The 22431-nt window shown below is 57.2% G+C and carries 18 protein-coding genes and 1 tRNA gene; 3 read left to right on the top strand and 16 right to left on the bottom strand.

The genetic code is table 11. The annotated features are described in order from the left end of the window. Window positions 1-65: 65 nt before the first annotated feature. Window positions 66-1997 (top strand): methyl-accepting chemotaxis protein, encoded by a 1932-nt coding sequence (locus L362_RS02610; protein ID WP_023326553.1) that lies wholly within the window; start codon window positions 66-68, stop codon window positions 1995-1997. Here the strand turns inward: L362_RS02610 and L362_RS02615 are convergent. Next, on the bottom strand, window positions 1994-3616 hold the full coding sequence (locus L362_RS02615; protein ID WP_023326552.1) for an isovaleryl-CoA dehydrogenase: 1623 nt from the start codon (window positions 3614-3616) through the stop codon (window positions 1994-1996). The two genes, L362_RS02610 and L362_RS02615, sit on opposite strands and share 4 nt — an antisense overlap. A 194-nt stretch (window positions 3617-3810) precedes the next feature. Here L362_RS02615 and L362_RS02620 point away from each other — a divergent pair, with 194 nt between their 5' ends. Beyond that, window positions 3811-5085: an MFS transporter gene (locus L362_RS02620; RefSeq protein WP_023326551.1), complete on the top strand. Its 1275-nt coding sequence runs from the start codon at window positions 3811-3813 to the stop codon at window positions 5083-5085. A gap of 82 nt (window positions 5086-5167) precedes the next feature. Here L362_RS02620 and rlmB read toward each other — a convergent pair whose 3' ends face one another. From rlmB to nnr, 14 genes are all read right to left on the bottom strand, one after another. Further along, window positions 5168-5899 carry a 23S rRNA (guanosine(2251)-2'-O)-methyltransferase RlmB gene (gene rlmB / locus L362_RS02625; protein WP_023345302.1) on the bottom strand — a complete coding sequence of 244 codons (732 nt, stop codon included), beginning with the start codon at window positions 5897-5899 and terminating at the stop codon, window positions 5168-5170. Window positions 5900-5965: 66 nt separating this feature from the next. Continuing rightward, window positions 5966-8407 carry a ribonuclease R gene (gene rnr / locus L362_RS02630; RefSeq protein WP_008502912.1) on the bottom strand — a complete coding sequence of 814 codons (2442 nt, stop codon included), beginning with the start codon at window positions 8405-8407 and terminating at the stop codon, window positions 5966-5968. 38 nt (window positions 8408-8445) lie between these two features. Further along, window positions 8446-8871, bottom strand: coding sequence for a nitric oxide-sensing transcriptional repressor NsrR (gene nsrR, locus L362_RS02635; RefSeq protein WP_023293453.1), 426 nt, complete (start codon window positions 8869-8871; stop codon window positions 8446-8448). 192 nt (window positions 8872-9063) lie between these two features. After that, complete coding sequence (locus tag L362_RS02640; RefSeq protein ID WP_006178975.1) at window positions 9064-10362, bottom strand: adenylosuccinate synthase; 1299 nt, start codon at window positions 10360-10362, stop codon at window positions 9064-9066. 104 nt (window positions 10363-10466) lie between these two features. Further along, entirely contained in the window at window positions 10467-10664 is a 198-nt protein-coding gene (locus L362_RS02645) for a DUF2065 domain-containing protein (RefSeq protein ID WP_003855996.1), read from the bottom strand. 71 nt (window positions 10665-10735) lie between these two features. Beyond that, complete coding sequence (gene hflC, locus L362_RS02650) at window positions 10736-11740, bottom strand: protease modulator HflC (RefSeq protein WP_008502916.1); 1005 nt, start codon at window positions 11738-11740, stop codon at window positions 10736-10738. Window positions 11741-11742: 2 nt separating this feature from the next. Continuing rightward, window positions 11743-13002: an FtsH protease activity modulator HflK gene (gene hflK / locus L362_RS02655; RefSeq protein ID WP_008502917.1), complete on the bottom strand. Its 1260-nt coding sequence runs from the start codon at window positions 13000-13002 to the stop codon at window positions 11743-11745. Window positions 13003-13058: 56 nt separating this feature from the next. Beyond that, complete coding sequence (hflX, locus tag L362_RS02660) at window positions 13059-14339, bottom strand: ribosome rescue GTPase HflX (RefSeq protein WP_008502918.1); 1281 nt, start codon at window positions 14337-14339, stop codon at window positions 13059-13061. 74 nt (window positions 14340-14413) lie between these two features. Next, window positions 14414-14725, bottom strand: a complete 312-nt coding sequence (hfq, locus tag L362_RS02665; RefSeq protein WP_008502919.1) for an RNA chaperone Hfq — start codon at window positions 14723-14725, stop codon at window positions 14414-14416. Between the two features lie 85 nt (window positions 14726-14810). Further along, a complete protein-coding gene (gene miaA, locus L362_RS02670) occupies window positions 14811-15761 on the bottom strand; it encodes a tRNA (adenosine(37)-N6)-dimethylallyltransferase MiaA (protein ID WP_008502920.1) in 951 nt (316 codons plus the stop codon). Next, complete coding sequence (mutL, locus tag L362_RS02675) at window positions 15754-17598, bottom strand: DNA mismatch repair endonuclease MutL (RefSeq protein ID WP_023345301.1); 1845 nt, start codon at window positions 17596-17598, stop codon at window positions 15754-15756. Before mutL ends, miaA begins: the two co-directional genes overlap by 8 nt. 9 nt (window positions 17599-17607) lie before the next feature. Beyond that, window positions 17608-18948 carry an N-acetylmuramoyl-L-alanine amidase AmiB gene (amiB, locus tag L362_RS02680; RefSeq protein ID WP_021240715.1) on the bottom strand — a complete coding sequence of 447 codons (1341 nt, stop codon included), beginning with the start codon at window positions 18946-18948 and terminating at the stop codon, window positions 17608-17610. 16 nt (window positions 18949-18964) lie between these two features. Continuing rightward, window positions 18965-19426 carry a tRNA (adenosine(37)-N6)-threonylcarbamoyltransferase complex ATPase subunit type 1 TsaE gene (gene tsaE / locus L362_RS02685; protein ID WP_013095283.1) on the bottom strand — a complete coding sequence of 154 codons (462 nt, stop codon included), beginning with the start codon at window positions 19424-19426 and terminating at the stop codon, window positions 18965-18967. Then, the gene (nnr, locus tag L362_RS02690; RefSeq protein WP_032637935.1) at window positions 19419-20942 is read right to left on the bottom strand and encodes a bifunctional ADP-dependent NAD(P)H-hydrate dehydratase/NAD(P)H-hydrate epimerase; all 1524 of its coding nucleotides are present in this window, start codon (window positions 20940-20942) and stop codon (window positions 19419-19421) included. Before nnr ends, tsaE begins: the two co-directional genes overlap by 8 nt. Here nnr and queG point away from each other — a divergent pair. After that, window positions 20941-22080 (top strand): tRNA epoxyqueuosine(34) reductase QueG, encoded by a 1140-nt coding sequence (gene queG / locus L362_RS02695; protein ID WP_023345299.1) that lies wholly within the window; start codon window positions 20941-20943, stop codon window positions 22078-22080. The genes nnr and queG overlap by 2 nt on opposite strands. Window positions 22081-22350: 270 nt before the next feature. Here queG and L362_RS02700 read toward each other — a convergent pair. Next, window positions 22351-22426, bottom strand: a tRNA-Gly gene (locus L362_RS02700). Window positions 22427-22431: the final 5 nt, after the last annotated feature.

Raw genomic sequence — 22431 nt, 5'->3', positions numbered from 1 at the left:
AATTCAGTAAACGTAATCTCCGCTCTGCCGTTGAAGAACCACACCTATTCAATGATGAGCAATTTATGATCAACGTTTTTCGCCGTGCAGGCCTGGGGGCGAAGCTGTCGCTGCTTACGGGCGTCAGTGTCGCCACGCTGTTTCTGCTTTTCACTTTTCTGCTCAGTCAAAAAGCCAGCCAGCAGCTTGAAGCCCTTGCGGTAGAAGACCTGCACAATCAGTCCACCGGCATGGTCGACATGGTGCAGATGTTTAACACCAGCCTGAGTGAAGAGGTTGAGAGTTATACCCGGCTGTTTACCACCTTTTTACCGCAGCCACTGAATATTGATACTTCCCAGGCTCAGACGATTAACGGACTCAGCGTCCCGCTTCTGAAAGGCGGTGACACCGGACTGCATCAAAACAACACCCTGTCTGACGAGTTCCTGAACCGTACGGGAGCCATTTCGACGCTGTTTGTACGCAGCGGTAATGACTTTGTTCGCGTAGCCACCTCCCTGCGCAAAGAGAATGGCGAGCGGGCGATGGGCACCGTGCTGGATACCGCCAGCCCGGCCTTTGCCGCCGTCAACAGAGGGGAAGTCTACCGCGGACTGGCGCTGCTGTTTGGCAAACGCTATATCACCCAGTATCAGCCGGTTAAAAACGCCGAAGGACAGGTCATTGCGATCGTCTTTGTTGGCGTGGACATTACGCACTCCTGGAACGTCATGCGCGAGAAAATCCTCACCCGCCGCCTGGGCGAGAGCGGTCACTTCTTCGTGCTGGATCGCAGCAACGGCAAAACGCGCGGGCAATACCTGTTCCATGCCGGTGAAGAGGGGCAGTTGCCGAAGTGGGACGACGCGACGCAGCAGCAGCTTCTGGGTGACAAGCCCGGCACCCTGGAACGCGTAAGCGACGACGGCCGCACGCTTAAAATGGCCTATACCCCGTTGCCAGGCTGGAACTGGACTATCGTGGGCGAAGTGGATAAATCGGTGCTGCTCTCAAGCGTTAACGCCATGCGCGATCGCTTCCTGCTGGCCGGCGTGGTCTTATCTATCCTGTTTGCTGGTCTGTTCGTGGTCCTTATTCGCCGTGTGCTGACCCGGCCGCTGAGCAATGTGATCCATCTTGCCCGGCAATATGCTGCAGGGGATCTCCGTTCCAGCCTGCCCGTGACGCGTCAGGACGAGGTCGGCCAGCTGATCGACGCCATTAACGGCATCGGCGGCGGCCTGCAAAAAATTGTTCTGCAGGTTCGCGAGGCCGCAGGCGAGATCCATTTGGGCACTAACGCGCTGGCGTCCGATACCGGCGAGATTTCTGAGCAGATCAACAAGCAGGCCAGCAGCGTGGAAGAGACCTCCGCCAGCATGGAGCAGCTGGCCGCCACCGTACAGCAAAATGCCGCCAACATGGAGCAAACGCAGCAGCTGGTGGGTGAAACCTCCCTCGCGGTCCATCAGGGCGGTGAGACGGTCACTCATGCCGTGTCGACCATGGACGACATTCGCGAGGCGTCAAAACGCATCGAAGACATCACGCGCGTGATTGAGTCCATCGCTTTCCAGACCAATATCCTGGCGCTGAATGCGGCAGTGGAAGCGGCCCGCGCGGGCGAGCATGGGAAAGGGTTTGCGGTGGTTGCGCAGGAAGTTCGCGCCCTGGCCGGACGCAGCGCCAACGCGGTGAAGGAGATTGAACAGCTGATTGGCGATACGCTCAGGAAAGTGAGCGAAGGCCATGCGCTGTCTGAACAGACGCGCCTGGCGATGGATGACATCATCATTCATATCGATAACATCAGCCAGCTGGTCACCGAGATTAACCATGCCTCACGCGAGCAGTCCGCAGGGATTGGCCAGGTGAATCTCGCCATGACCCACATTGGCGAAGCGTCGCATATTAATGCGGATCGTATATCACGCAGCGAACAAACCGCTCAAACGCTGCGCGAGAAGGGGTCACATCTGGCTCAACTGGTGAGTCTGTTCCAGCTAAAAGACTAACCGACTCTGCCCGTCGCACGCAGCAGCAGGTCATTTTGCACCTGCTCGCTCATCAGCGTACCGCCACGGGTATCCAGCATCATGCGGCACCACGCCTGCGCCACCGGGGGCGATGCGTGCCGCAGCATTTCGCTTCCGGCACCCAGCAGGAAAAGCTGCTGCGCAATTTCCCGCCCCTGCGCCTCCTGCGGTTTACGCAGTTTTTGCTGAAGCTGTCGCCAGCTGCGGTCGAAGTGTCTGTCCTGCCCTTTTACCTGTGCAAACTCATCGGCAAGCAGATCGTGAATACCCGGCTGCTTCGCCAGCACGCGCAGCACGTCCAGGCACATGATATTGCCGGCCCCTTCCCAGATGCTGTTCACCGGCATCTCGCGATACAGGCGGGGAAGTTCGCTCTCCTCGCAGTACCCGACTCCGCCCAGCACCTCCATCGCTTCCGCCACAAACGGGATGCCCGCTTTGCACACGCTAAATTTCGCGGCCGGGGTAAACAGCCGCGCCCATGCCGCTTCCTGGGGATCCGCGCGTTTATCCCACGCCCGGGCCAGGCGGAACAGCAGCGCCGTTTGCCCCTCCAGCACCAGCGCCATCCGGCTTAACACCTCACGCATGAGCGGCTGATCGATAAGATTTTTGCCGAAGGTCTGACGCTGATGCGCGTGGTACAGCGCCACGGACAGCGCCCGACGCATGAGTCCGTGGCTGCCCAGCGCGCAGTCAAAGCGCGTCAGGCCGCCCATTTTGAGGATCTGCCGTACCCCTTCGCCCTCTTCCCCCAGCAGCCAGCCGGAGGCATCAAGAAACTCTACCTCGCTGCTGGCGTTGGAGCGGTTCCCGAGCTTGTCCTTAAGGCGCTCCAGCCGGACGGCGTTGCGCTGTCCGTCAGGTAAAAAGCGCGGCACAAAAAAGCAGGACAACCCGCCCTTCGCCTGTGCCAGCACCAGATGCGCATCGCTTTGCGGGACGGAGAAAAACCATTTATGGCCCACCAGCCGGTAGCTGCCGTCGCTGCATTTTTCCGCTTTGGTGGTGTTGCTCAGCACGTCCGAGCCGCCCTGTTTTTCCGTCATCCCCATACCGATCAGCAGGCCGCGTTTTTGCGCGCCAGGCGCCAGATGAGGATCGTAGCGATCGCTGAGCAGCGGCGTCAGCCAGTCGTGAAATAGTTTAGGGAGCGCCTGCTGCAGGAGCGGTGTCGCGGCAAACGTCATGGTGACGGGACAAAGCGTGCCTGCCTCAACCTGAGCATGAAGCACAAAGCGTGCGGCCCGGGCGACAAACGCCCCTTTACGCGCCTCCTCTTCCCATGCCAGGTTATGTACCCGATTGGCACACAGCCCCTGCATAAGCAGGTGCCATGCCGGGTGAAAGCGAACGTCATCCAGTCGCTCTCCGGTGGCGTCATAGCGAAGCAACTCCGGCGGATTCACGTTCGCCAGCCTGCCCAGCTCCAGCGACTCTGCGGTACCTAACTGCTGCCCGATGCTGGCGAGCAGTTCGATATCCCACTCGGCACCCTCACGCGAGACTGCGTCACGCAGCGCGCAGTCCGAGAGAAAAAGGTTGCTGTTAGAGAGTGGTGCAGGTTGATTGAAAACGGTATGAGTCTGCCAGTGCATACTGTCTCCCTCCTTCAGTGGCAATGACGATAAGTATGGACAGACCGCGCACACGCTGCATGGGAGGGGAGTCACACGTTCACGATCCCGCTGATATCATTCGTGAAATAGCTCACAGAACATAAGAATAAACTATTTCATGACTTCGCTTTTGTTGAATAATTTATTCTCACCCCCTTTCAGTGAGGAAAGTTATGCAACCGGATGCGCACAAGCGAGCATTAATTGCCGGCTCCATTGGTAACTTTATCGAGTGGTATGAGTTTGCGGTCTACGGTTTTCTGGCGACCGTCATTGCGAAGAACTTCTTTCAGCTTGAAGGGGAAGCGGGGCTTACCAGCCTGATCCTCACCTACGCCTCATTTGCCATCGCCTTCTTCTTCCGTCCGCTGGGTGCGGTGGTGTTTGGCCGCATCGGTGACCGAATTGGCCGTAAGCCGACGCTTATTATTGTGCTGGTGCTGATGACGCTGGCTACCGCCGCCATCGGCATTGTGCCGGTCTACGCCAGCATCGGGATTGCCGCACCGCTGATCGTTACGCTGCTTCGGATCCTGCAGGGGCTGTTCGCGGGCGGCGAGTACGGCGGTGCAGTCTCGCTGATGACGGAGTTCGCCCCGCGAGGCAAGCGCGGGCTCTATGGTGCCTGGCAGTCCTTTACCGTGGCGCTGGGGCTGTTAGCGGGCGCCGGCATCGTGGCGCTGCTCTCCGCACTCCTCACGCCTGAAGCCCTGCACGACTGGGGCTGGCGCATTCCTTTCTTCCTGGCGCTGCCCATGGGCGCTGTTGCGCTGTGGCTTCGCGTCAGCATGGAGGAGACACCCAGCTTTGTGCAGCAGCAGGACAAACCGGCCGTCGCTCAGGCGGACATTGCCGCCACGCTCCGGGCCATCGTGATGGGGATTGGCCGCGTGATGGTCTGGTCTGCGGCGGGGTACACCTACCTGGTGATTATGCCGACCTATCTGCAGTCGGCGCTGCACACCGGGTTTAATCAGGCGCTGTTGATCGCAGTGATTTCGAACGTTGGGTTTGCGCTGACGATCATTCCGTCGGGGATCCTGAGCGACCGGATCGGGCGTCGCACGGTGATGATTATCGCCACCGCGCTGCTGCTGATCCTCGCCCTGCCGCTGCTGAAACTTCTGCAGGCGGAGTCCAGCACGCTGGCGGTGAAAGCGATAGTGGTATTGATTGCGGGCGGTCTGGTGGGCATGCTGGCGGGGCCGGGCCCGGCGATGCTCTCTGAGATGTTCCCGACCCGCGTGCGCTATACGGGGCTGGGGCTGGCCTACTCGTTATCGAACGCGATTTTCTCGGGATGCGCAGGGTTAATCATAACCGGGCTGATTAAGCAGACGGGCAATCTGGATATTCCGGCGTACTACGTGATGGCGACGGCAGTAGTGAGTATTTTCGCGCTGATGACGCTGAGGAAGGATGACCATTTGCGGTCGTTAGAGGAGTGAGGTTGTTTTGCCGGGTGGCGGCTTCGCCTTACCCGGCCTACAAAACCGTAGGCCCGGTAAGCGAAGCGCCACCGGGCGAAAATCAGTTGCGCTGACGCACCGCTTCAAACAGGCAGATGCCCGTCGCAACAGACACGTTCAGGGAGGACACGCTGCCCGCCATCGGGATGCTGATCAGCTCGTCGCAGTGCTCGCGCGTCAGGCGACGCATACCTTCACCTTCCGCCCCCATCACCAGCGCCAGACGGCCGGTCATTTTGCTCTGATACAGGGTATGATCCGCTTCACCAGCAGTACCGACGATCCAGATGTTCTCTTCCTGCAGCATACGCATGGTGCGCGCCAGGTTGGTCACGCGGATCAGCGGAACGTTTTCCGCCGCGCCGCAGGCCACTTTCTTCGCCGTCGCGTTCAGCTGCGCGGAGCGATCTTTCGGCACGATCACCGCATGCACGCCCGCCGCATCCGCGCTGCGCAGACACGCGCCGAGGTTGTGCGGATCGGTAACGCCATCGAGGATCAGGAAGAACGGATTCTCGAGCTCAGCGATCAGATCCGGCAGATCGTTTTCCTGATACTGACGGCCCGGCTTCACGCGGGCAATAATGCCCTGGTGCACCGCCCCGTCACTTTTTTCATCCAGGAACTGGCGGTTAGCCAGCTGGATCACCACGCCCTGCGCTTCCAGGGCGTGGATCAGCGGCATCAGACGTTTGTCTTCACGCCCTTTCAGAATAAACACTTCCTGAAAACGCTCCGGTGCGCGCTCGAGAAGGGCCTGCACCGCGTGGATGCCGTAAATCATTTCACTCATTGATGGTTCTCGTAATAAGTATTTCCCCTCTCCCGGTTGGGGAGAGGGTCAGGGTGAGGGGAGAATTTACTCCGCCTGCTTTTTCTTAGCCGCGCGCTTCGCTTTGGTGGCGGCCGCTATTTTCTGTGTCTTCGCGGAAGGTTTCTTCGCGGCACGGGCTTCTTTCTTCGCCGCCTTCGGCTTCTGCTTCTTCTCGCCGCGGAACGCGCTGTCCGGCTCGAAGTTCACCTTCTTACCGGCCTGACGGCGCTTGCCGCTCGTTTTGCCGTTTCCGCCTTTTTTCGCTCTTTCGCGCTCGGTTTTACCGACGTTACGCGGCGCGCGCTCGCTGGAGATCAGGCTGAAGTCGATTTTACGGTCGTCCATATTCACGGCCTCAACCTTTACTTCCACACGGTCACCCAGGCGGTAGGTCTGGCCGCCAGATTCGCCGATCAGACGCTGGCCGACCTGGTCGAAGCGGTAGTAATCGTTATCCAGGCTGGAGACGTGCACCAGACCGTCGATAAACAGCTCGTCCAGACGAACGAAGAAGCCAAAGCCGGTCACGCTGGCAATCACGCCTTTGAAGACGTTACCGACCTGGTCCAGCATAAAGTCACATTTCAGCCAGTCCGCCACGTCGCGGGTAGCTTCATCGGCACGGCGTTCGGTCATGGAGCAGTGCTGACCCAGCTGCAGCATCTCTTCCATCGAATAGTGATAGCCACCGGTTTCGGTGGTGTTCCCTTTATGGCCCTGCTCCTGCGCCAGCAGATACTTGATCGCACGGTGCAGAGAGAGGTCAGGATAACGACGGATCGGCGACGTAAAGTGGGCGTAAGACTGCAACGCCAGGCCGAAGTGACCGCGGTTTTCCGGATCGTAAATCGCCTGCTTCATCGAGCGCAGCAGCATTGTCTGCAGCATTTCTGCATCAGGACGATCGCTAATGGATTCCAGCAGCTCGGCGTAATCGCGCGGCTCTGGCTTATTGCCGCCCGGCAGCTCCAGGCCCAGTTCAGCCAGCACGGAGCGGAACGCGGTGATGGCTTCCGTCGACGGTTTATCGTGAATACGGAACAGCGCAGGCTCTTTGGCTTTCTCAACGAAGCGTGCCGCCGAGATGTTCGCCAGGATCATACACTCTTCAATCAGCTTGTGCGCATCGTTACGCTGAGTCTGTTCGATACGCTCAATGCGGCGCTCGGCGTTGAAGATAAACTTCGCCTCTTCGCTCTCAAAGGAGATCCCGCCGCGCTCTTCGCGCGCCTGATCCAGCGTTTTGTAGAGGTTATGCAGCTCTTCGATGTGTTTGACCAGCGGCGCGTACTGTTCGCGCAGATCCTGGTCGCCCTGCAGCATATGCCAGACCTTGGTGTAGGTCAGACGCGCGTGCGAGCTCATCACCGCTTCGTAGAATTTATAGCCAGTTAAGCGCCCTTTGTTGGAGATGGTCATCTCGCAAACCATACAGAGGCGGTCAACCTGCGGGTTCAGGGAACACAGGCCGTTAGACAGCACTTCCGGCAGCATCGGCACGACCTGCGACGGGAAGTAGACCGAAGTACCACGGCTGCGCGCTTCGTTATCCAGCGGGGTATGCGGACGAACGTAGTAGCTTACGTCTGCAATCGCTACCCACAGACGCCAGCCGCCGCCGCGTTTTTTCTCGCAGTAGACGGCATCATCGAAGTCACGGGCGTCTTCACCGTCGATCGTAACCAGCGGCAGGGAGCGGAGATCCACGCGGCCCACTTTGGATTCTTCCGGCACTTCTTCACGCAGGCTTTCGATCTGCTCTTCAACCGCTTTCGGCCAGATGTATGGAATTTCGTGGGTGCGCAGCGCCATATCAACGGCCATGCCGGTGCCCATATTATCGCCCAGCACTTCGACGATTTTACCTACCGCTTTGGTGCGACGGGTTGGGCGCTGGGTGAGTTCCACCACCACCACAAAGCCCATGCGGGCGCCCATCACCTCTTCAGGTGGGATCAGAATGTCGAAGCTCAGACGGCTGTCGTCCGGCACCACGAAGCCCACGCCCGCGTCGGTAAAGTAGCGGCCAACAATCTGGCTGGTTTTTGGCACCAGGACGCGCACGACACGCGCTTCTCGGCGACCTTTACGGTCAGCGCCCAGCGGCTGCGCCAGAATTTGGTCGCCGTGGATGCACATTTTCATCTGTTCAGATGAGAGATACAGATCGTCTTTACGGCCTTCCACGCGCAGGAAGCCGAAGCCATCGCGGTGACCAATGACGGTCCCTTTCAGCAGATCGAGGCGTTCTGGCAGCGCGTAGCACTGGCGGCGGGTAAAGACCAGCTGCCCGTCACGCTCCATCGCGCGCAGGCGGCGGCGAAGGGCTTCAATTTGCTCTTCACCTTCAATGTTTAATTCAACAGCAAGTTCTTCACGATTGGCGGGTTTTTCGCGTTTTGTTAAGTGTTCAATGATGAACTCGCGGCTGGGGATAGGATTCGCGTATTTTTCGGCTTCGCGTTCCTGGAAAGGATCGTGTGACATGTCGGTTCCTCCGTTGTCAGCTCCGGTGGAAATTTTCTTCATTCCACCAGCAATAATTTATAAAGCGGTTGATTCTCTTCAACCAAATCGGCCAGCGTGTAGTTATCCAGCTCCTTGAGAAAACTTTGCACGGCCTTAGAAAGCGCCTTTTTCAGGCGGCAAGCGGGCGTGATGTGGCAGAACTCGCTGCTGCAGTTCACCAGAGACAGCGGCTCCAGTTCACGTACCACATCGCCAACACGAATACTCTGTGCCGGTTTACCGAGACGGATCCCACCATTCTTCCCGCGGACGGCAGCAACGTATCCGGCACGACTAAGTTGATTGATTATTTTGACCATATGATTACGGGATACGCCGTAGACCTCTGTGACTTCAGAGATACTGGTCATTTTCCCATCGGGTAACGACGCCATGTAGATCAGCGCGCGTAAGCCGTAATCGGTGAAACTTGTTAACTGCACATCAACCTCAGGAAAAAGGGAAATCGCGGACAAACCGCAGAGATATTCATTAATGATGATAAACCAGCCAGATAGTTAGCGGCTAATTTATTTGACAGACGGGGCGAAAAAGCGGAGATCCAGGAGCGGTCGCCGGATGGCGCTACGCTTATCCGGCCTGCGGGGAGACCCGCAGGCCAGCAGTCACGAAGATTATGCGTCGAACGGGTCGCGCAGGATCATCGTTTCAGTACGATCCGGGCCGGTAGAAATAATATCGATCGGCACTTCGGTCAGTTCTTCAATACGCTTGATGTAATCCAGCGCCGCCTGCGGCAGGCCGCTACGCTCTTTCACACCGAAAGTGGTCTCAGACCAGCCCGGCATGGTTTCGTAGATTGGCTCAATGCCTTCCCAGTCGTCAGCAGCCAGCGGCGTGGTGGTCACTTCGCGGCCATCAGGCATACGGTAGCCTACGCAGATTTTCACTTCTTTCAGGCCGTCCAGTACGTCCAGCTTGGTCAGGCAGAAGCCAGACAGGGAGTTGATCTGCACTGCACGACGCACGGCAACAGCATCCAGCCAGCCGGTACGACGACGACGACCGGTGGTCGCGCCAAACTCGTTACCCTGCTTGCACAGGAACTCGCCGGTTTCATCAAACAGTTCGGTCGGGAATGGACCTGCACCCACGCGAGTGGAGTACGCTTTGATGATGCCCAGAACGTAATCCACATAACGTGGACCCAGGCCAGAGCCGGTCGCCACGCCACCCGCGGTGGTGTTGGAAGAGGTTACGTACGGATAGGTACCGTGGTCGATGTCCAGCAGCGTACCCTGCGCACCTTCGAACATGACGAAATCGCCACGCTTGCGCGCCTGGTCCAGCAGATCGGACACATCAACAACCATACCGGTCAGAATGTCTGCAATCGCCATGACGTCATCCAGCACTTTCTGGTAGTCAACAGCGTCAGCTTTGTAGAAGTTCACCAGCTGGAAGTTGTGATATTCCATCACTTCTTTCAGTTTTTCAGCGAAGGTTGCTTTGTCGAAGAGGTCACCCACGCGCAGACCGCGACGTGCAACTTTATCCTCGTAAGCCGGGCCGATACCACGACCGGTGGTGCCGATCGCTTTCGCGCCACGCGCTTTTTCACGCGCAACGTCCAGCGCCACGTGATAGTCCAGGATCAGCGGGCAGGCTTCGGAGAGCAGCAGGCGCTCGCGAACCGGGATACCACGGTCTTCCAGACCTTTCATCTCTTTCATCAGCGCCGCTGGAGACAGCACAACGCCGTTACCGATGATGCTGGTGACGTTTTCGCGAAGAATGCCTGATGGAATAAGATGGAGGACGGTTTTTTCACCGTTGATTACGAGAGTATGGCCTGCGTTGTGACCGCCCTGGTAGCGCACAACATATTTAGCCCGTTCAGTCAGAAGATCAACAATCTTCCCTTTACCTTCGTCACCCCATTGGGTGCCCAGTACGACGACGTTGTTACCCATTTTTTTCAAAATCACCGTTTGCTTAAAAATGGATTCTACCATCGCTTTTTCAGATATACAGCACTTTTTGACCTCAGAATATCCCAAATCCGACCACTTTTTGATCAGCCAATCGTTTTCCTCAACATGTAGTAGATCACGATGCCCGCAACCACAAGACCGCCGCCAAAACGACGTAAAATATTATCCGGCAGTTGGCTCATGGTGGCGATCATTCGACGCCAGGCGCGTGGATAGAGCATCGGTCCCAGACCTTCCAGCACCAGAACCAGGGCCAGCGCGAGCCAGATCGTTGAATTCATTTTTGTTCCTTATAAAAGAAAACCACCGCTCCGTGGGGAGCGGTGGTTTGAATACTCAAACGAGTCTGAGTTTATCGCGTTGCGTTAGTCGGCGTCTTCATATAACGGAAGAAATCGCTGTCCGGGCTGAGCACCATCACATCCTGGTTGCTCTGGAAGCTATTCTCGTAAGCACGCAGGCTACGGATAAAGGCATAGAAGTCAGGATCCTGACTGAAGGCATCGGCAAACAGCTTCGCCGCCTCGGCATCACCTTCACCGCGCAGGATACGGCCCTGACGCTCAGATTCCGCCAGCGTTTTGGCCACTTCGTAGTCCGCAGCAGCACGAAGCTTCTCCGCCTCTTCCTGGCCCTGTGAACGGTGACGACGGGCGACCGCTTCACGCTCGGCGCGCATACGGTTGTAAATCGCCTCGGACACTTCCACCGGCAGGTTGATCTGCTTGATACGCACGTCTACCACTTCAATACCCAGCGCAGCCATACTGTTCGGGTTGATCACCGGCACTTTACCGTTGGTTTCAGCCTGAACGCGCTCAGCCGCTTTGGCAATCGCATCATCTGCTGCCGGCGTTGAAACTTCATCTTCCGTGCCCGCTGTGCCGGAGTTCAGCGCATCGCGAACTTCCAGGGTCAGACGGCCACGGGAGTCGGTCACGATGTCTTTCACATCCAGACGACCAATCTCAGAACGCAGACGGTCAGAGAACTTACGTTTCAGCAGCACTTCTGCCTGAGAAACGTCACCGCCGCCCGTTGCCAGGAAGTAACGGCTGAAATCGCTGATGCGCCATTTGATATAGGAATCAACGATCAGGTCTTTCTTCTCTTTAGTCACGAAACGGTCGGCCTGGTTATCCATGGTCTGGATACGCGCATCAAGCGTTTTCACTGACTGAATGAACGGCACCTTGAAGTGCAGACCCGGTTCGTAGATCACCGGGCGTTTGTCGCCATCACGCACGACGCTGCTGAACTGGAACTTGATCCCACGCTCGCCCTCTTTCACCACAAAGATCGAGGTATAAAGCACGACCAGTACGATGACGATGATCGCAATAACTGACTTACGCATCCTTATTCCCCCTGACGCTGGTAGTCGTTACGCTGCGCGTTAGCACGGCGTTGGTCCATAATGTCACCATCGCTCGAAGAAGACGTGGTTGTTGCGCTTGTGCTACCGGATGACGCAGGTGGCAGACGCAGCAGGTTGTTCGCACCGCTGTTGTCTTTTGCTGCCGGTGCAGAACCGCCTTTCAGCATCTGATCCAGCGGCAGCACCATCAGGTTTCCGCCTTTACTGTCGTTAACCAACACTTTGCGGGTGTGGCTCAGCACTTTTTCCATGGTCTCAATATAGAGACGCTCACGGGTAATTTCCGGCGCCGCTTTATATTCCGGCAGGATCTTCGCGAAGCGAGCGACCTCACCCTGTGCTTCCAGGATGGTCTGCGTCTTATACGCACGCGCTTCTTCCAGAATACGCTGCGCCTGACCGTTAGCACGCGGCTGAACTTCGTTGGTGTAGGCTTCTGCTTCACGGATGTACTGCTGTTCGTTTTCACGTGCAGCAATCGCATCGTCAAAGGCCGCTTTCACCTCTTCCGGCGGACGTGCAGCCTGGAAGTTGACGTCCAGCAGGGTAATCCCCATGTTGTATGGACGAATGGTCTCTTCCAGCTCACGCTGGGTATCGCTACGGATAACGGTACGACCTTCGGTCAGGATACGGTCCATGGTGTATTTACCGATCACCCCGCGCAGGGCGCTGTCGGTCGCCTGACGCAGGCTGTCATCAGCGCTGGTCACGCTAAACAGATAACGCTCAGGATCGGTCACGCGGTACTGCACGTTCATCTCAACGCGCACCACGTTTTCATCAGACGTCAGCATCACACCAGACGCCGCCAGTTCACGGACCGATTCCACGTTGACCGCGGTCACGTCGTCAATGAAGGTCGGTTTCCAGTTCAGGCCCGGCTCAACCAGATGGCTGAACTTACCAAAACGCGTAACGACACCGCGTTCCGCTTCTTTAATGGTGTAGAACCCGGTAGCAGCCCAGATGATTACCACTGCAGCGGCAACAATACCGACTACGCGGCCACCCATTTGCGGGCGCGGCCCCTGGGTGGAATTTCCACCTGAGCCAGAACCTTTACCTCCGCCAAGACCACCAAGCTTCTTGCTCAGCTTGCGGAAGATATCATCCAGATCCGGCGGCCCCTGCTCGCGACCACCTTTGTTGCCATTTCCCCCAGAGTTGCCGCCTTGATTATTGCTGCTTCCCCACGGGTCGCGGTCCTGTCCGTTATTACCGGGCTGATTCCACGCCATGTATATGCTCCATATTTGTTATGCAAGGGCGAATTATTCAGGCATCCCCTTTCTGATCAGACGATATAGTCGACCAGCGCAGGTTCTTGTTTACAGAGGCGACGCCAGTCAACGATCGGCATACGCACCTGCATCCCCACGCTGCCGTCATCCTCCATCCACTCTTTTTCTATCGCCTGAAGCTGATAAAACCGGCTGCGCAGCCTGCCTTCCTGTGGCGGCAGTCGCAGCGTGTGCTGAGCTACCTCACCGGAAAGACGTTCTGTCAAAGCCTGGAAAAGCAGTGGCACACCAAGACCGGTCTGGGCAGAAAGCCAGACCCGAATCGGTTTGTTCTCTTCATCTCTGTCGATACGCGGTTCGAAATCGTCCAGCATATCGATCTTGTTCATCACCAACAGCGTTGGGATTTCGTGGGCGTCGATCTCTTCGAGCACCACGTTCACCGCGTCGATGTTCTCCTGCACGCGCACGTCTGCCGCATCAATCACGTGCAGCAGCAGGGTCGCCTGTCGCGTCTCCTGCAAGGTGGCCTTGAACGCCGCCACCAGGTCATGCGGCAGGTGACGGATAAACCCTACGGTATCCGCCAGCACCGTTTCACCGACGTCTGCAACGTCAATACGGCGCAGCGTCGGGTCCAGGGTCGCAAACAGCTGGTCTGCGGCATAAACCTGGGCCTCGGTTATCTGGTTAAACAGGGTGGATTTACCGGCGTTGGTATACCCCACCAGCGACACCGTCGGGATGTCGGCTTTGGTTCGTGCCCGACGCCCCTGCTCACGCTGTTTCTCAACCCTTTCCAGACGTGAGAGGATCTGGGTAATTCGGCCACGCAGCAAACGACGGTCGGTTTCGAGCTGGGTTTCACCCGGGCCGCGCAAACCAATCCCGCCTTTTTGTCTTTCAAGGTGGGTCCAGCCACGCACCAGACGCGTTGCCAGATGACGCAGCTGCGCCAGCTCAACCTGCAGTTTCCCTTCGTGGGTACGTGCACGCTGAGCAAAAATGTCTAAAATCAATCCCGTGCGATCGATAACACGGCATTCGCAGAGAGCTTCCAGGTTGCGCTCCTGGGCTGGAGACAGCGCATGATCAAACAACACGACTGACGCGCCGGTTGCTTTTACGGCATCCGCAATTTCGACTGCTTTACCTTCACCAACAAAATACTTTGGGTGCGGCGCTTTACGGCTACCGGTAATCACCTGCATTGCTTCGACACCGGCGGAAGAGACCAGAGATTCAAACTCCTGGAGGTCTTCCATATCTTTGTCTTGCGAAAAATAGATGTGTACCAGCACCGCCTGCTCACCGGCATCATAACGGTCAAACAAGCGTAAACCTCTCTAAAAAGATCAGCGGGGAACGCAGGATCCCTGGCTCCCCGTGTGGATAACAGTGCGAAACCTTATTCGGTCTCGTCGCTGTCCTGCGCTGGCGTTGAAGAACCCTGCGCGTTGCTGCCATGATGGTAGTTACTACCTGTGCCGCCGCCAGCGTTATTGCTGTGATGAGATACCGGACGGGACGGAACAACAGTAGAAATAGCGTGCTTATAGACCATCTGACTGACCGTGTTTTTCAACAGAATCACGAACTGATCGAAAGACTCAATCTGACCTTGCAGCTTAATACCATTCACCAAATAAATAGAAACTGGAACACGTTCCCGACGCAATGCGTTCAGGAACGGATCTTGTAAAGATTGCCCCTTAGCCATTCTATCTTTTCCTTATATGCTTGTTTTGTACTTAGAACCTTGCGATTCTGAAAAATTGCGCACGATACGCCTCAATTGTACACATTCAGTGAGCGATATCACCAACAACCTCAATCACGTCGCTTAACGCCTGTTGTGGTTTTTCACTGTCTAACCAGTGAACCCCTTCCCAACCGCGCAACCAGGTGATCTGGCGCTTCGCTAACTGTCTCGTGGCGCAAACACCTCGATAAACCATTTCATCGTATGAAATCTCACCTTCAAGGTACGACCACATCTGGCGGTATCCCACACAACGAATGGAAGGCATGTCCGTATGCAAATCTCCACGGGCAAATAGCGCCCGCACTTCTGCTTCAAAATCTGAAGCTAACATCTGATGAAAACGCTGCTCAATTCGCTGATGGAGCAGTTCACGGCTCGCCGGGGCGATGGCGAACTGATGCACCTGATACGGCAGAGCGTCTCCTGACGTTTGCGTCAGTTCCGTTAAAGTTTTACCCGAAATGAAAAAAACTTCCAGTGCCCGGGAAAGCCTTTGCGGATCATTTGGATGGATCCGCGCTGCGGCAACCGGGTCAATCTCCGCCAGTTGCTGATGCAAAACGTCCCACCCCTGCTCTGCCGCCTGCTGCTCAATTTTCGCTCTTACTTCCGGGTCCGCGGATGGCAGAGGTGATAACCCCTCCAGCAGCGCCTTGAAGTAGAGCATGGTTCCGCCAACCAACAGCGGTATACGCCCCGCCGCCGTTATCTCGGCCATCTCGGCTAAGGCATCCCGGCGAAAATCCGCTGCGGAGTAAGCCTGAGCCGGGTCGAGGATATCCAGCAAACGGTGCGGTGCCGCGCGCAGTTCTTCTGCGTCAGGCTTCGCCGTGCCGATGTCCATCCCTCGGTAGATGAGGGCGGAGTCGACGCTAATCAACTCTACCGGCAAAACTTTACGCAACTCAATGGCGAGCGCCGTTTTGCCGGAGGCCGTTGGGCCCATTAAAAAAATTGCCTTAGGCAGGCTCGCCTTACTTACGTCAATCATGTTTCAGGGCGTTCATCGCCGTTTTTAAATCAACAGGTTGTAATAACCCACCCGGCGGCGCTTTCACCAGATGCGGACAGAGGCGTTCAACCTCCGCCAGCACGCTGATGGCCTGTGCCATGCTCCACGGCGCGTGTTCGCTGGCCAGATGGCGGGCGATCCACTGCGCGGTGTTAGCGGCATCAAACGATGTTTGCTGCGCCAGGTAGCCTATCAGTTCAGGAATCAAGTTTTGTAAATTTTGTTGGCGTAAGGGTAAAGGCACTGCACGAATTGTCACATGTTGTGGTTCGAGCACAATTTCAATACCCATTTGCGCCAGCTGTGCTTCGGCACGCTGCAATATCCTTGTTTCATCAGGGGATATTTTCAGGCGAACCGGAATTAACAGCGGCTGCGCACAGGCGGCATTTTCGCCCGGCGTGAGCTGCACCTGTTTAAGCCAGCGTTCGGCAACCGGCAGAGCCAGAAGCATCAATTTGCCGTCACGTTCCAGCAGTGCCATATCCGGCGCGATAATCGTCAGCACCCGGCCAAAACTCTGGCTATGGCCGTCCAGAGAAGGCTTAGGTGCCGGAATAGATTCTTTACGCTCTACGGCTGGCGTCTCCAGCAGTTTGCGGTACAACGCGCCCTGCTGCTTTTGATAGCCAGGCTGGGCATTCGGGTAGTTGGCGCCCGTTGGACGCGGCGCGGCCCCTGCGGAGGAAAAGCGCGGCGCTTCCGGTTCACGCGCAACGGCGGGCTCCGCAAAATGGTTGCGGCCCGCAGCGACACGGTTTTCAGGAATTGGGCGTGGCGCAGGTTCTGCGTGTTCCAGCGGCAACGGCGTTTCACCCTGCTGCTGCAGCACGCTCAGCACGCCCTGATAGATAAAATCATGCACCAGTCGCGACTGGTGGAACCGCACTTCATGCTTGGCAGGATGGACGTTCACATCCACCTGATGCGGGTCGATTTCCAGATAAAGCACGAAAGCAGGCTGCTGTTCGGCCCCGAGCTTGTCTTCGCAGGCCTGGCGAATGGCGTGATTGATGAGACGGTCGCGCATCATGCGGCCGTTGACGTAGCAATACTGGATCTCCGCAAACGCAGCGCTGCTCGCGTTCGGATCGGCTACCCAGCCGCGCAGCGCCAGATCGCCGTGCTGCCACTCAATGGCCAGCGCCTGTTCCAGAAACGGGGTCCCGCAAATGGCGCCCAGGCGACGCTCTTTCTGCCCACCTTCCGCCACCGCGCGATACTGGCGCATCACCTTGCCGTTGTGGCTGAGGTTGATGGTGACATCGAAACGCGCCAGCGCGATACGGCGGATGATCTCGTCGATGTGTCCGAATTCGGTCTTCTCGGTACGCATGAACTTGCGTCGGGCGGGAGTGTTGTAGAAGAGATCTAATACTTCAAGCGTCGTGCCGACAGGGTGCGCCGCGGGTTTGACCGTCACATCCATATCGCGCCCTTCGGCGTAAGCCTGCCAGGCTTCCTGCTGTTCGGCGGTACGGGAGGTCAGCGTTAAGCGCGAAACCGAGCTGATGCTCGCCAGCGCCTCACCACGAAAGCCAAGGCTAATAATCGCTTCCAGGTCATCCAGAGAAGCTATTTTACTGGTGGCGTGACGCGCCAGCGCCAGCGCCAGCTCCTCTTTTTTTATGCCGCAGCCGTTGTCGCGAATGCGGATAAGCTTCGCGCCACCGCGCTCGATATCAATATCGATGCGGGTCGCGCCCGCATCGAGGCTGTTTTCCACCAGCTCCTTCACGACCGACGCAGGGCGTTCCACCACCTCACCGGCGGCGATTTGGTTCGCAAGCTGCGGCGGCAGAACCTGAATCGGCATGAATTCTCCTTAGTTGGTCGCGGTCATCTCACCCGGTAGCGCTGCGCTGGCCGTCTGGGCAGCGCCGCTCTGTGGCGCAGACTGCAGCGGATGGGCATCAAAGTATTTACGCAGACCGTTATAAATCGCTTCGGCAATTTGCTGCTGATAGCTGTCGCTTCCCAGCAGACGCTCTTCACCGTTGTTACTGATAAAGCCCGTCTCTACAAGGATGGACGGGATATCTGGCGAGCGCAGAACGCCGAGGCTGGCATGTTCAGGACGACGCTTATGCAGCACACCAATGCTTTGCAACTGGTTCAATACGTTAGTGGCCACATCATACCCGACGCGCTGAGAATGACCGAATTGTAAATCCAGCACCGCCTGGCTGAGATACGGGTCTGACTGGCTGTTTGCCAGCACATCGCCCGCACCGCCTAGCAGTTCAGACTGCTTCTCATGCTCTTCCAGCCAGTTGGCCATTTCGCTGTTGGCGCGACGGTTCGAGAGTACCCATACCGAGGCACCGGTCGCGTTACGGTTAGGCGCAGCATCCGCGTGGATGGAGACCAGGAAGTTCGCATTCTGCTTGCGCGCGACGTCCGAACGCCCCATTACCGAAATGAAGTAATCCCCGTCGCGGGTCAACACGCCTTTGAACGTAGGGTCGTCGTTGAGCAGTGCACGCAATTTACGGGCAATGGCGATGGTGACATTTTTCTCTTGCGTCCCACCCGGGCCAATCGCACCCGGGTCCTGTCCACCGTGACCGGCATCAATGGCGATAATCACTTTGTCACCGCTGGTCGCAGCACGGCGCGTACTCACCGCCGGACGGGTCACCGTATTGCTGCTGGTTGCCGCAGTGATGCGATCGTTCTGCGATTTAAACGGATTACGCGCGGGTTCAGCAGGACGCGGCGTATACACCGGTTCTTCCACGCGTTTGGCAACGACAGGCGGCGGTGGAGGCGGCGGCGGGACATCGGCATTGATGGTAAAGACCACCGTATAGTTCGCCCCGTTTTGCTGCTTCACCGCCTTCGTTTTGCCCTTTTCGGTCAGATCGACCACCAGGCGTAACGACTGGCTATCCTGCGGCGTACCCGAACGGATACTTTTCACCAGGTTGTTGCCGCTGAACTGCAGCGGTAATCCCTGGATCACGCCTGTCTGTTTGATATCCAGCGCCACGCTGTGGCTGTCTGGCTGTGAAAACGCATACTCAGGATCGCCCATAAAGCTGAACGTGATTCGAGCCTGGCTTTCGCCGTTCGAGACCTGAATATCTGAAAGATTTGCCGCCCCGGCCTGCGCGCACAGCAGCACGGTGGCAGCCAACAACCAACCTTTAACGCGATTTATCATCCCGTCATCCCTACGCTTAACCGGCCAGACGCGCCAGTAAGGAACTGCCTGATGAGGAAACAGCACTGATGCGTGCCTCACGCCCTTGAGCCTGGTAATCTAAGTGAATTTCGACATCCGGGTCAGGCAGCACACCCGCACCTTGTTGCGGCCACTCCACCAGGCAAATGGCGTCGTTGGCAAAATAATCACGGATCCCCATAAATTCCAGCTCCTCAGGATCCGCAAGGCGGTATAAATCGAAGTGGTACACCATGAGATTTTCAAGGGTGTACGGTTCTACCAGCGTGTAGGTTGGGCTTTTCACATTCCCGTTATGCCCTAACGCCTGCAAAAAACCCCGGCTGAAGGTGGTTTTACCCGCCCCTAAATCACCATACAGATAAATGACGGTTGCCCCCTGACAGGCCTGCGCCACGCGCTTGCCGAGTTCTAAAGTGGCTTGTTCATCAGGTAAAGGAATCGCTCGATTAGTCATTTTCTACGTCAATCACATCCGGGTTAACTACACGCCGCAGCGTGCAAAAGAGATCGGTGGCCAGCATACCGCGCGTACCGTAACGCGCAGCCAGTTTATCTGCCGCAACGCCGTGGGCCACGCAGCCCGCACAGGCTGCATCATAAAGGGGAAGTTTCTGTCCAAGCAATGCGCCAATAATACCGGAAAGCACATCGCCCATGCCGCCGCTCGCCATGCCCGCATTTCCGGCATCAATAACGCCCTGCGTCTCGTCACTGGCAACAACGGTTCCTGCCCCTTTTAAAACGGCAACACCTCCGTAACGTTTTACCAGACGCTGAGCAGAAAGTAAGCGATCGCTTTCAATTTCTGCCACGCTGCAGTTAAGCAGCCGCGCGGCTTCGCCGGGGTGTGGCGTCAGAATGCGATTGTGACGCTTATCCGGGTTTATTGCCAGAAGGTTAAGCGCGTCGGCATCCCACAGCATCGGTTTGCGAAAATTCTCGACCTTTTGCAGGGCCTGTTTACCCCACGCCTGCTGCCCAAGCCCGGGACCGATCACCACCACATCCGCCCATTCGAGGCTTTCCTCCAGCGTCTGGAGCGTAAGCTCATGGACCATCAGCTCCGGTCGGGCCGTGACGATCGGCGCAATATTCTCAATGCGAGTGAGCACGCGCACTAATCCGGCGCCGCTGCGCAGAGCCGCTTCACCAGTCATGCGAATCGCACCCGCCGTACCGTGGTCACCGCCCACAATCACCAGCCTGCCGTGATCGCCCTTATGTGACGTTGGTCGTCGCGGCGGGAGCCACGCTGCAAGCTGCGACGCATCATAACGCATGAGGTGCGTTTCCTGCCCGGCCAGCCAGCTCTCCAGCCCCAGCGCACTGTGGTGCAACACGCCAACGACATCCCGCGCTTTGCCGGTCAGTAATCCTGGCGTCAGGGCGATAAAGGTTACCGTATGTGCCGCCTGAATCACCGCCCCCGGCGTCGCGCCGGTTTGTGCAATCAGGCCAGAGGGAATATCCAGGGCGACTACCGGCGCGGAATGTCTGTTAGCGCGTTCAATGAGTGCGGCAACGTTTTCGCGCGGCGCGCTGCGCAGCCCGGTGCCCAGCAGCCCGTCAACAATCAGATCAACATCCTCTGGCCAGACGATATCAGGCGCATGAATCACACCGCCGGCGTTCAGCCATGCCTCCCGCGCCGCGCTGGCCTCTTCCGGCAGCGGTTTATCACTTTCGAGAGCCAGCAAGGTCACGCGGATACCCGCAGCCACCGCGAGACGGGCGACGACGTAGCCGTCACCGCCGTTGTTGCCGTGCCCGCATAGAATCAGCCAGTGGGCGGCCTGCGGCCAGGCGCTACGGGCAACGTCAAACGCTGCCTCACCCGCGCGGAGCATCAGTTCATACAGGGTAATCCCGAGGCTGTCTGCAGCCTCTTTTTCGGCGCGCCGGAGGTCATCCGCATGCCAGATGGAATGTGGTATACTTGCGGGGTTTTTCTTCACCGTATGGTCCGTCATGTCACAGCCCCTCGATCTCAATGAATTAGCGCAAAAAATCAAACAGTGGGGTGCTGAGCTTGGCTTCCAGAAGGTAGGCATTACCGATACCGACCTCTCCGCCAGCGAGCCCAAACTGCAGGCCTGGCTGGACAAACAATACCACGGCGAAATGGAGTGGATGGCACGTCATGGCATGATGCGCGCCCGTCCACACGAGCTTTTGCCGGGCACATTACGCGTCATCAGCGTGCGCATGAACTACCTGCCCGCCAACGCGGCCTTTGCGCGCACGCTCAAAGACCCCTCGCTGGGTTACGTTAGCCGGTACGCCCTCGGTCGTGATTACCATAAGCTTCTGCGTAACCGTTTAAAAAAACTCGGGGAAACTATTCAGCAGCACTGTGTTTCGCTGAATTTTAGACCCTTTGTCGATTCCGCGCCTATTCTTGAGCGTCCGATCGCCGAAAAAGCCGGGCTTGGCTGGACAGGTAAGCACTCACTTATTCTTAGCCGCGACGCCGGATCGTTCTTCTTCCTCGGTGAACTGCTGATTGATTTACCGCTGCCGGTAGACGGCCCGGTAGAGGAAGGCTGTGGCCGCTGCGTGGCCTGTATGACCATCTGCCCCACCGGCGCCATCGTTGAGCCTTACACCGTTGATGCGCGCCGCTGTATCTCCTACCTCACGATCGAACTGGAAGGCGCCATTCCGGAGGAGTTCCGACCGCTTATCGGCAACCGCATCTACGGCTGCGACGATTGCCAGCTCATCTGCCCGTGGAACCGCTATTCACAGCTCACCGACGAAGAGGATTTCAGCCCGCGCAAGGCGCTCCATGCCCCGCCGCTCGCTGAACTGTTCGCCTGGACCGAAGCCTGGTTCCTGAAAGTGACGGAGGGTTCGGCCATCCGCCGTATCGGCCATCTGCGCTGGCTGCGAAATGTGGCCGTCGCGCTGGGGAATGCCCCGTGGGATGAAGCGAATATTCGGGCGCTTGAAAGCCGTAGAGGTGAGCACCCACTTCTTGATGAACACATAGAATGGGCGATTGCGCAGCAAGTTGAGAAACGTAATGCCTGCGTGGTCGAGGTGCAGCTACCGAAGAAACAGCGTCTGGTGAGGGTGATTGAAAAAGGGCTTCCGCGGGATGCCTGAACTATTCACAGCCTGTGAATAAAATTACAAACTCAAGCGCCATCAGGGCTGGAGAAGAGTTCAAGTGATCTCAATAACATTTTGAAATCAAATTTTATTAATTAAATACAGTATCTTATGAAGATATTATTCACCCTGCTAAGTTTTAACCCTGTTTCGGTTAAGCGCAGTTTCTGTGGATAACTCTGTTCACAAGAGTATTTCAGAGAAAACAGAAAACGTCCCCAGCGATTCTTTTCGCTGTGGATATTTTAGAGATGAAGAAGAATTTGGAGCGGGAAACGAGACTCGAACTCGCGACCCCGACCTTGGCAAGGTCGTGCTCTACCAACTGAGCTATTCCCGCTTGGG

The sequence above is a fragment of the Enterobacter sp. MGH 16 genome (genome assembly GCF_000493175.1).
GTDB lineage: Bacteria > Pseudomonadota > Gammaproteobacteria > Enterobacterales > Enterobacteriaceae > Enterobacter > Enterobacter roggenkampii.
Note: the sequence above shows the minus strand (reverse complement) of the source record. Positions and strands in the feature narration are given on the sequence as shown.

Coding starts and splice junctions, on each gene's coding strand:
- L362_RS02610 (WP_023326553.1), top strand. CDS start 66: ATGATCAACGTTTTTCGCCGTGCAGGCCTGGGGGCGAAGCTGTCGCTG.
- L362_RS02615 (WP_023326552.1), bottom strand. CDS start 3,616: ATGCACTGGCAGACTCATACCGTTTTCAATCAACCTGCACCACTCTCT.
- L362_RS02620 (WP_023326551.1), top strand. CDS start 3,811: ATGCAACCGGATGCGCACAAGCGAGCATTAATTGCCGGCTCCATTGGT.
- rlmB (WP_023345302.1), bottom strand. CDS start 5,899: ATGAGTGAAATGATTTACGGCATCCACGCGGTGCAGGCCCTTCTCGAG.
- rnr (WP_008502912.1), bottom strand. CDS start 8,407: ATGTCACACGATCCTTTCCAGGAACGCGAAGCCGAAAAATACGCGAAT.
- L362_RS02640 (WP_006178975.1), bottom strand. CDS start 10,362: ATGGGTAACAACGTCGTCGTACTGGGCACCCAATGGGGTGACGAAGGT.
- L362_RS02645 (WP_003855996.1), bottom strand. CDS start 10,664: ATGAATTCAACGATCTGGCTCGCGCTGGCCCTGGTTCTGGTGCTGGAA.
- hflC (WP_008502916.1), bottom strand. CDS start 11,740: ATGCGTAAGTCAGTTATTGCGATCATCGTCATCGTACTGGTCGTGCTT.
- hflK (WP_008502917.1), bottom strand. CDS start 13,002: ATGGCGTGGAATCAGCCCGGTAATAACGGACAGGACCGCGACCCGTGG.
- hfq (WP_008502919.1), bottom strand. CDS start 14,725: ATGGCTAAGGGGCAATCTTTACAAGATCCGTTCCTGAACGCATTGCGT.
- miaA (WP_008502920.1), bottom strand. CDS start 15,761: ATGATTGACGTAAGTAAGGCGAGCCTGCCTAAGGCAATTTTTTTAATG.
- mutL (WP_023345301.1), bottom strand. CDS start 17,598: ATGCCGATTCAGGTTCTGCCGCCGCAGCTTGCGAACCAAATCGCCGCC.
- amiB (WP_021240715.1), bottom strand. CDS start 18,948: ATGATAAATCGCGTTAAAGGTTGGTTGTTGGCTGCCACCGTGCTGCTG.
- tsaE (WP_013095283.1), bottom strand. CDS start 19,426: ATGACTAATCGAGCGATTCCTTTACCTGATGAACAAGCCACTTTAGAA.
- queG (WP_023345299.1), top strand. CDS start 20,941: ATGTCACAGCCCCTCGATCTCAATGAATTAGCGCAAAAAATCAAACAG.
- nnr (WP_032637935.1), bottom strand. CDS start 20,942: ATGACGGACCATACGGTGAAGAAAAACCCCGCAAGTATACCACATTCC.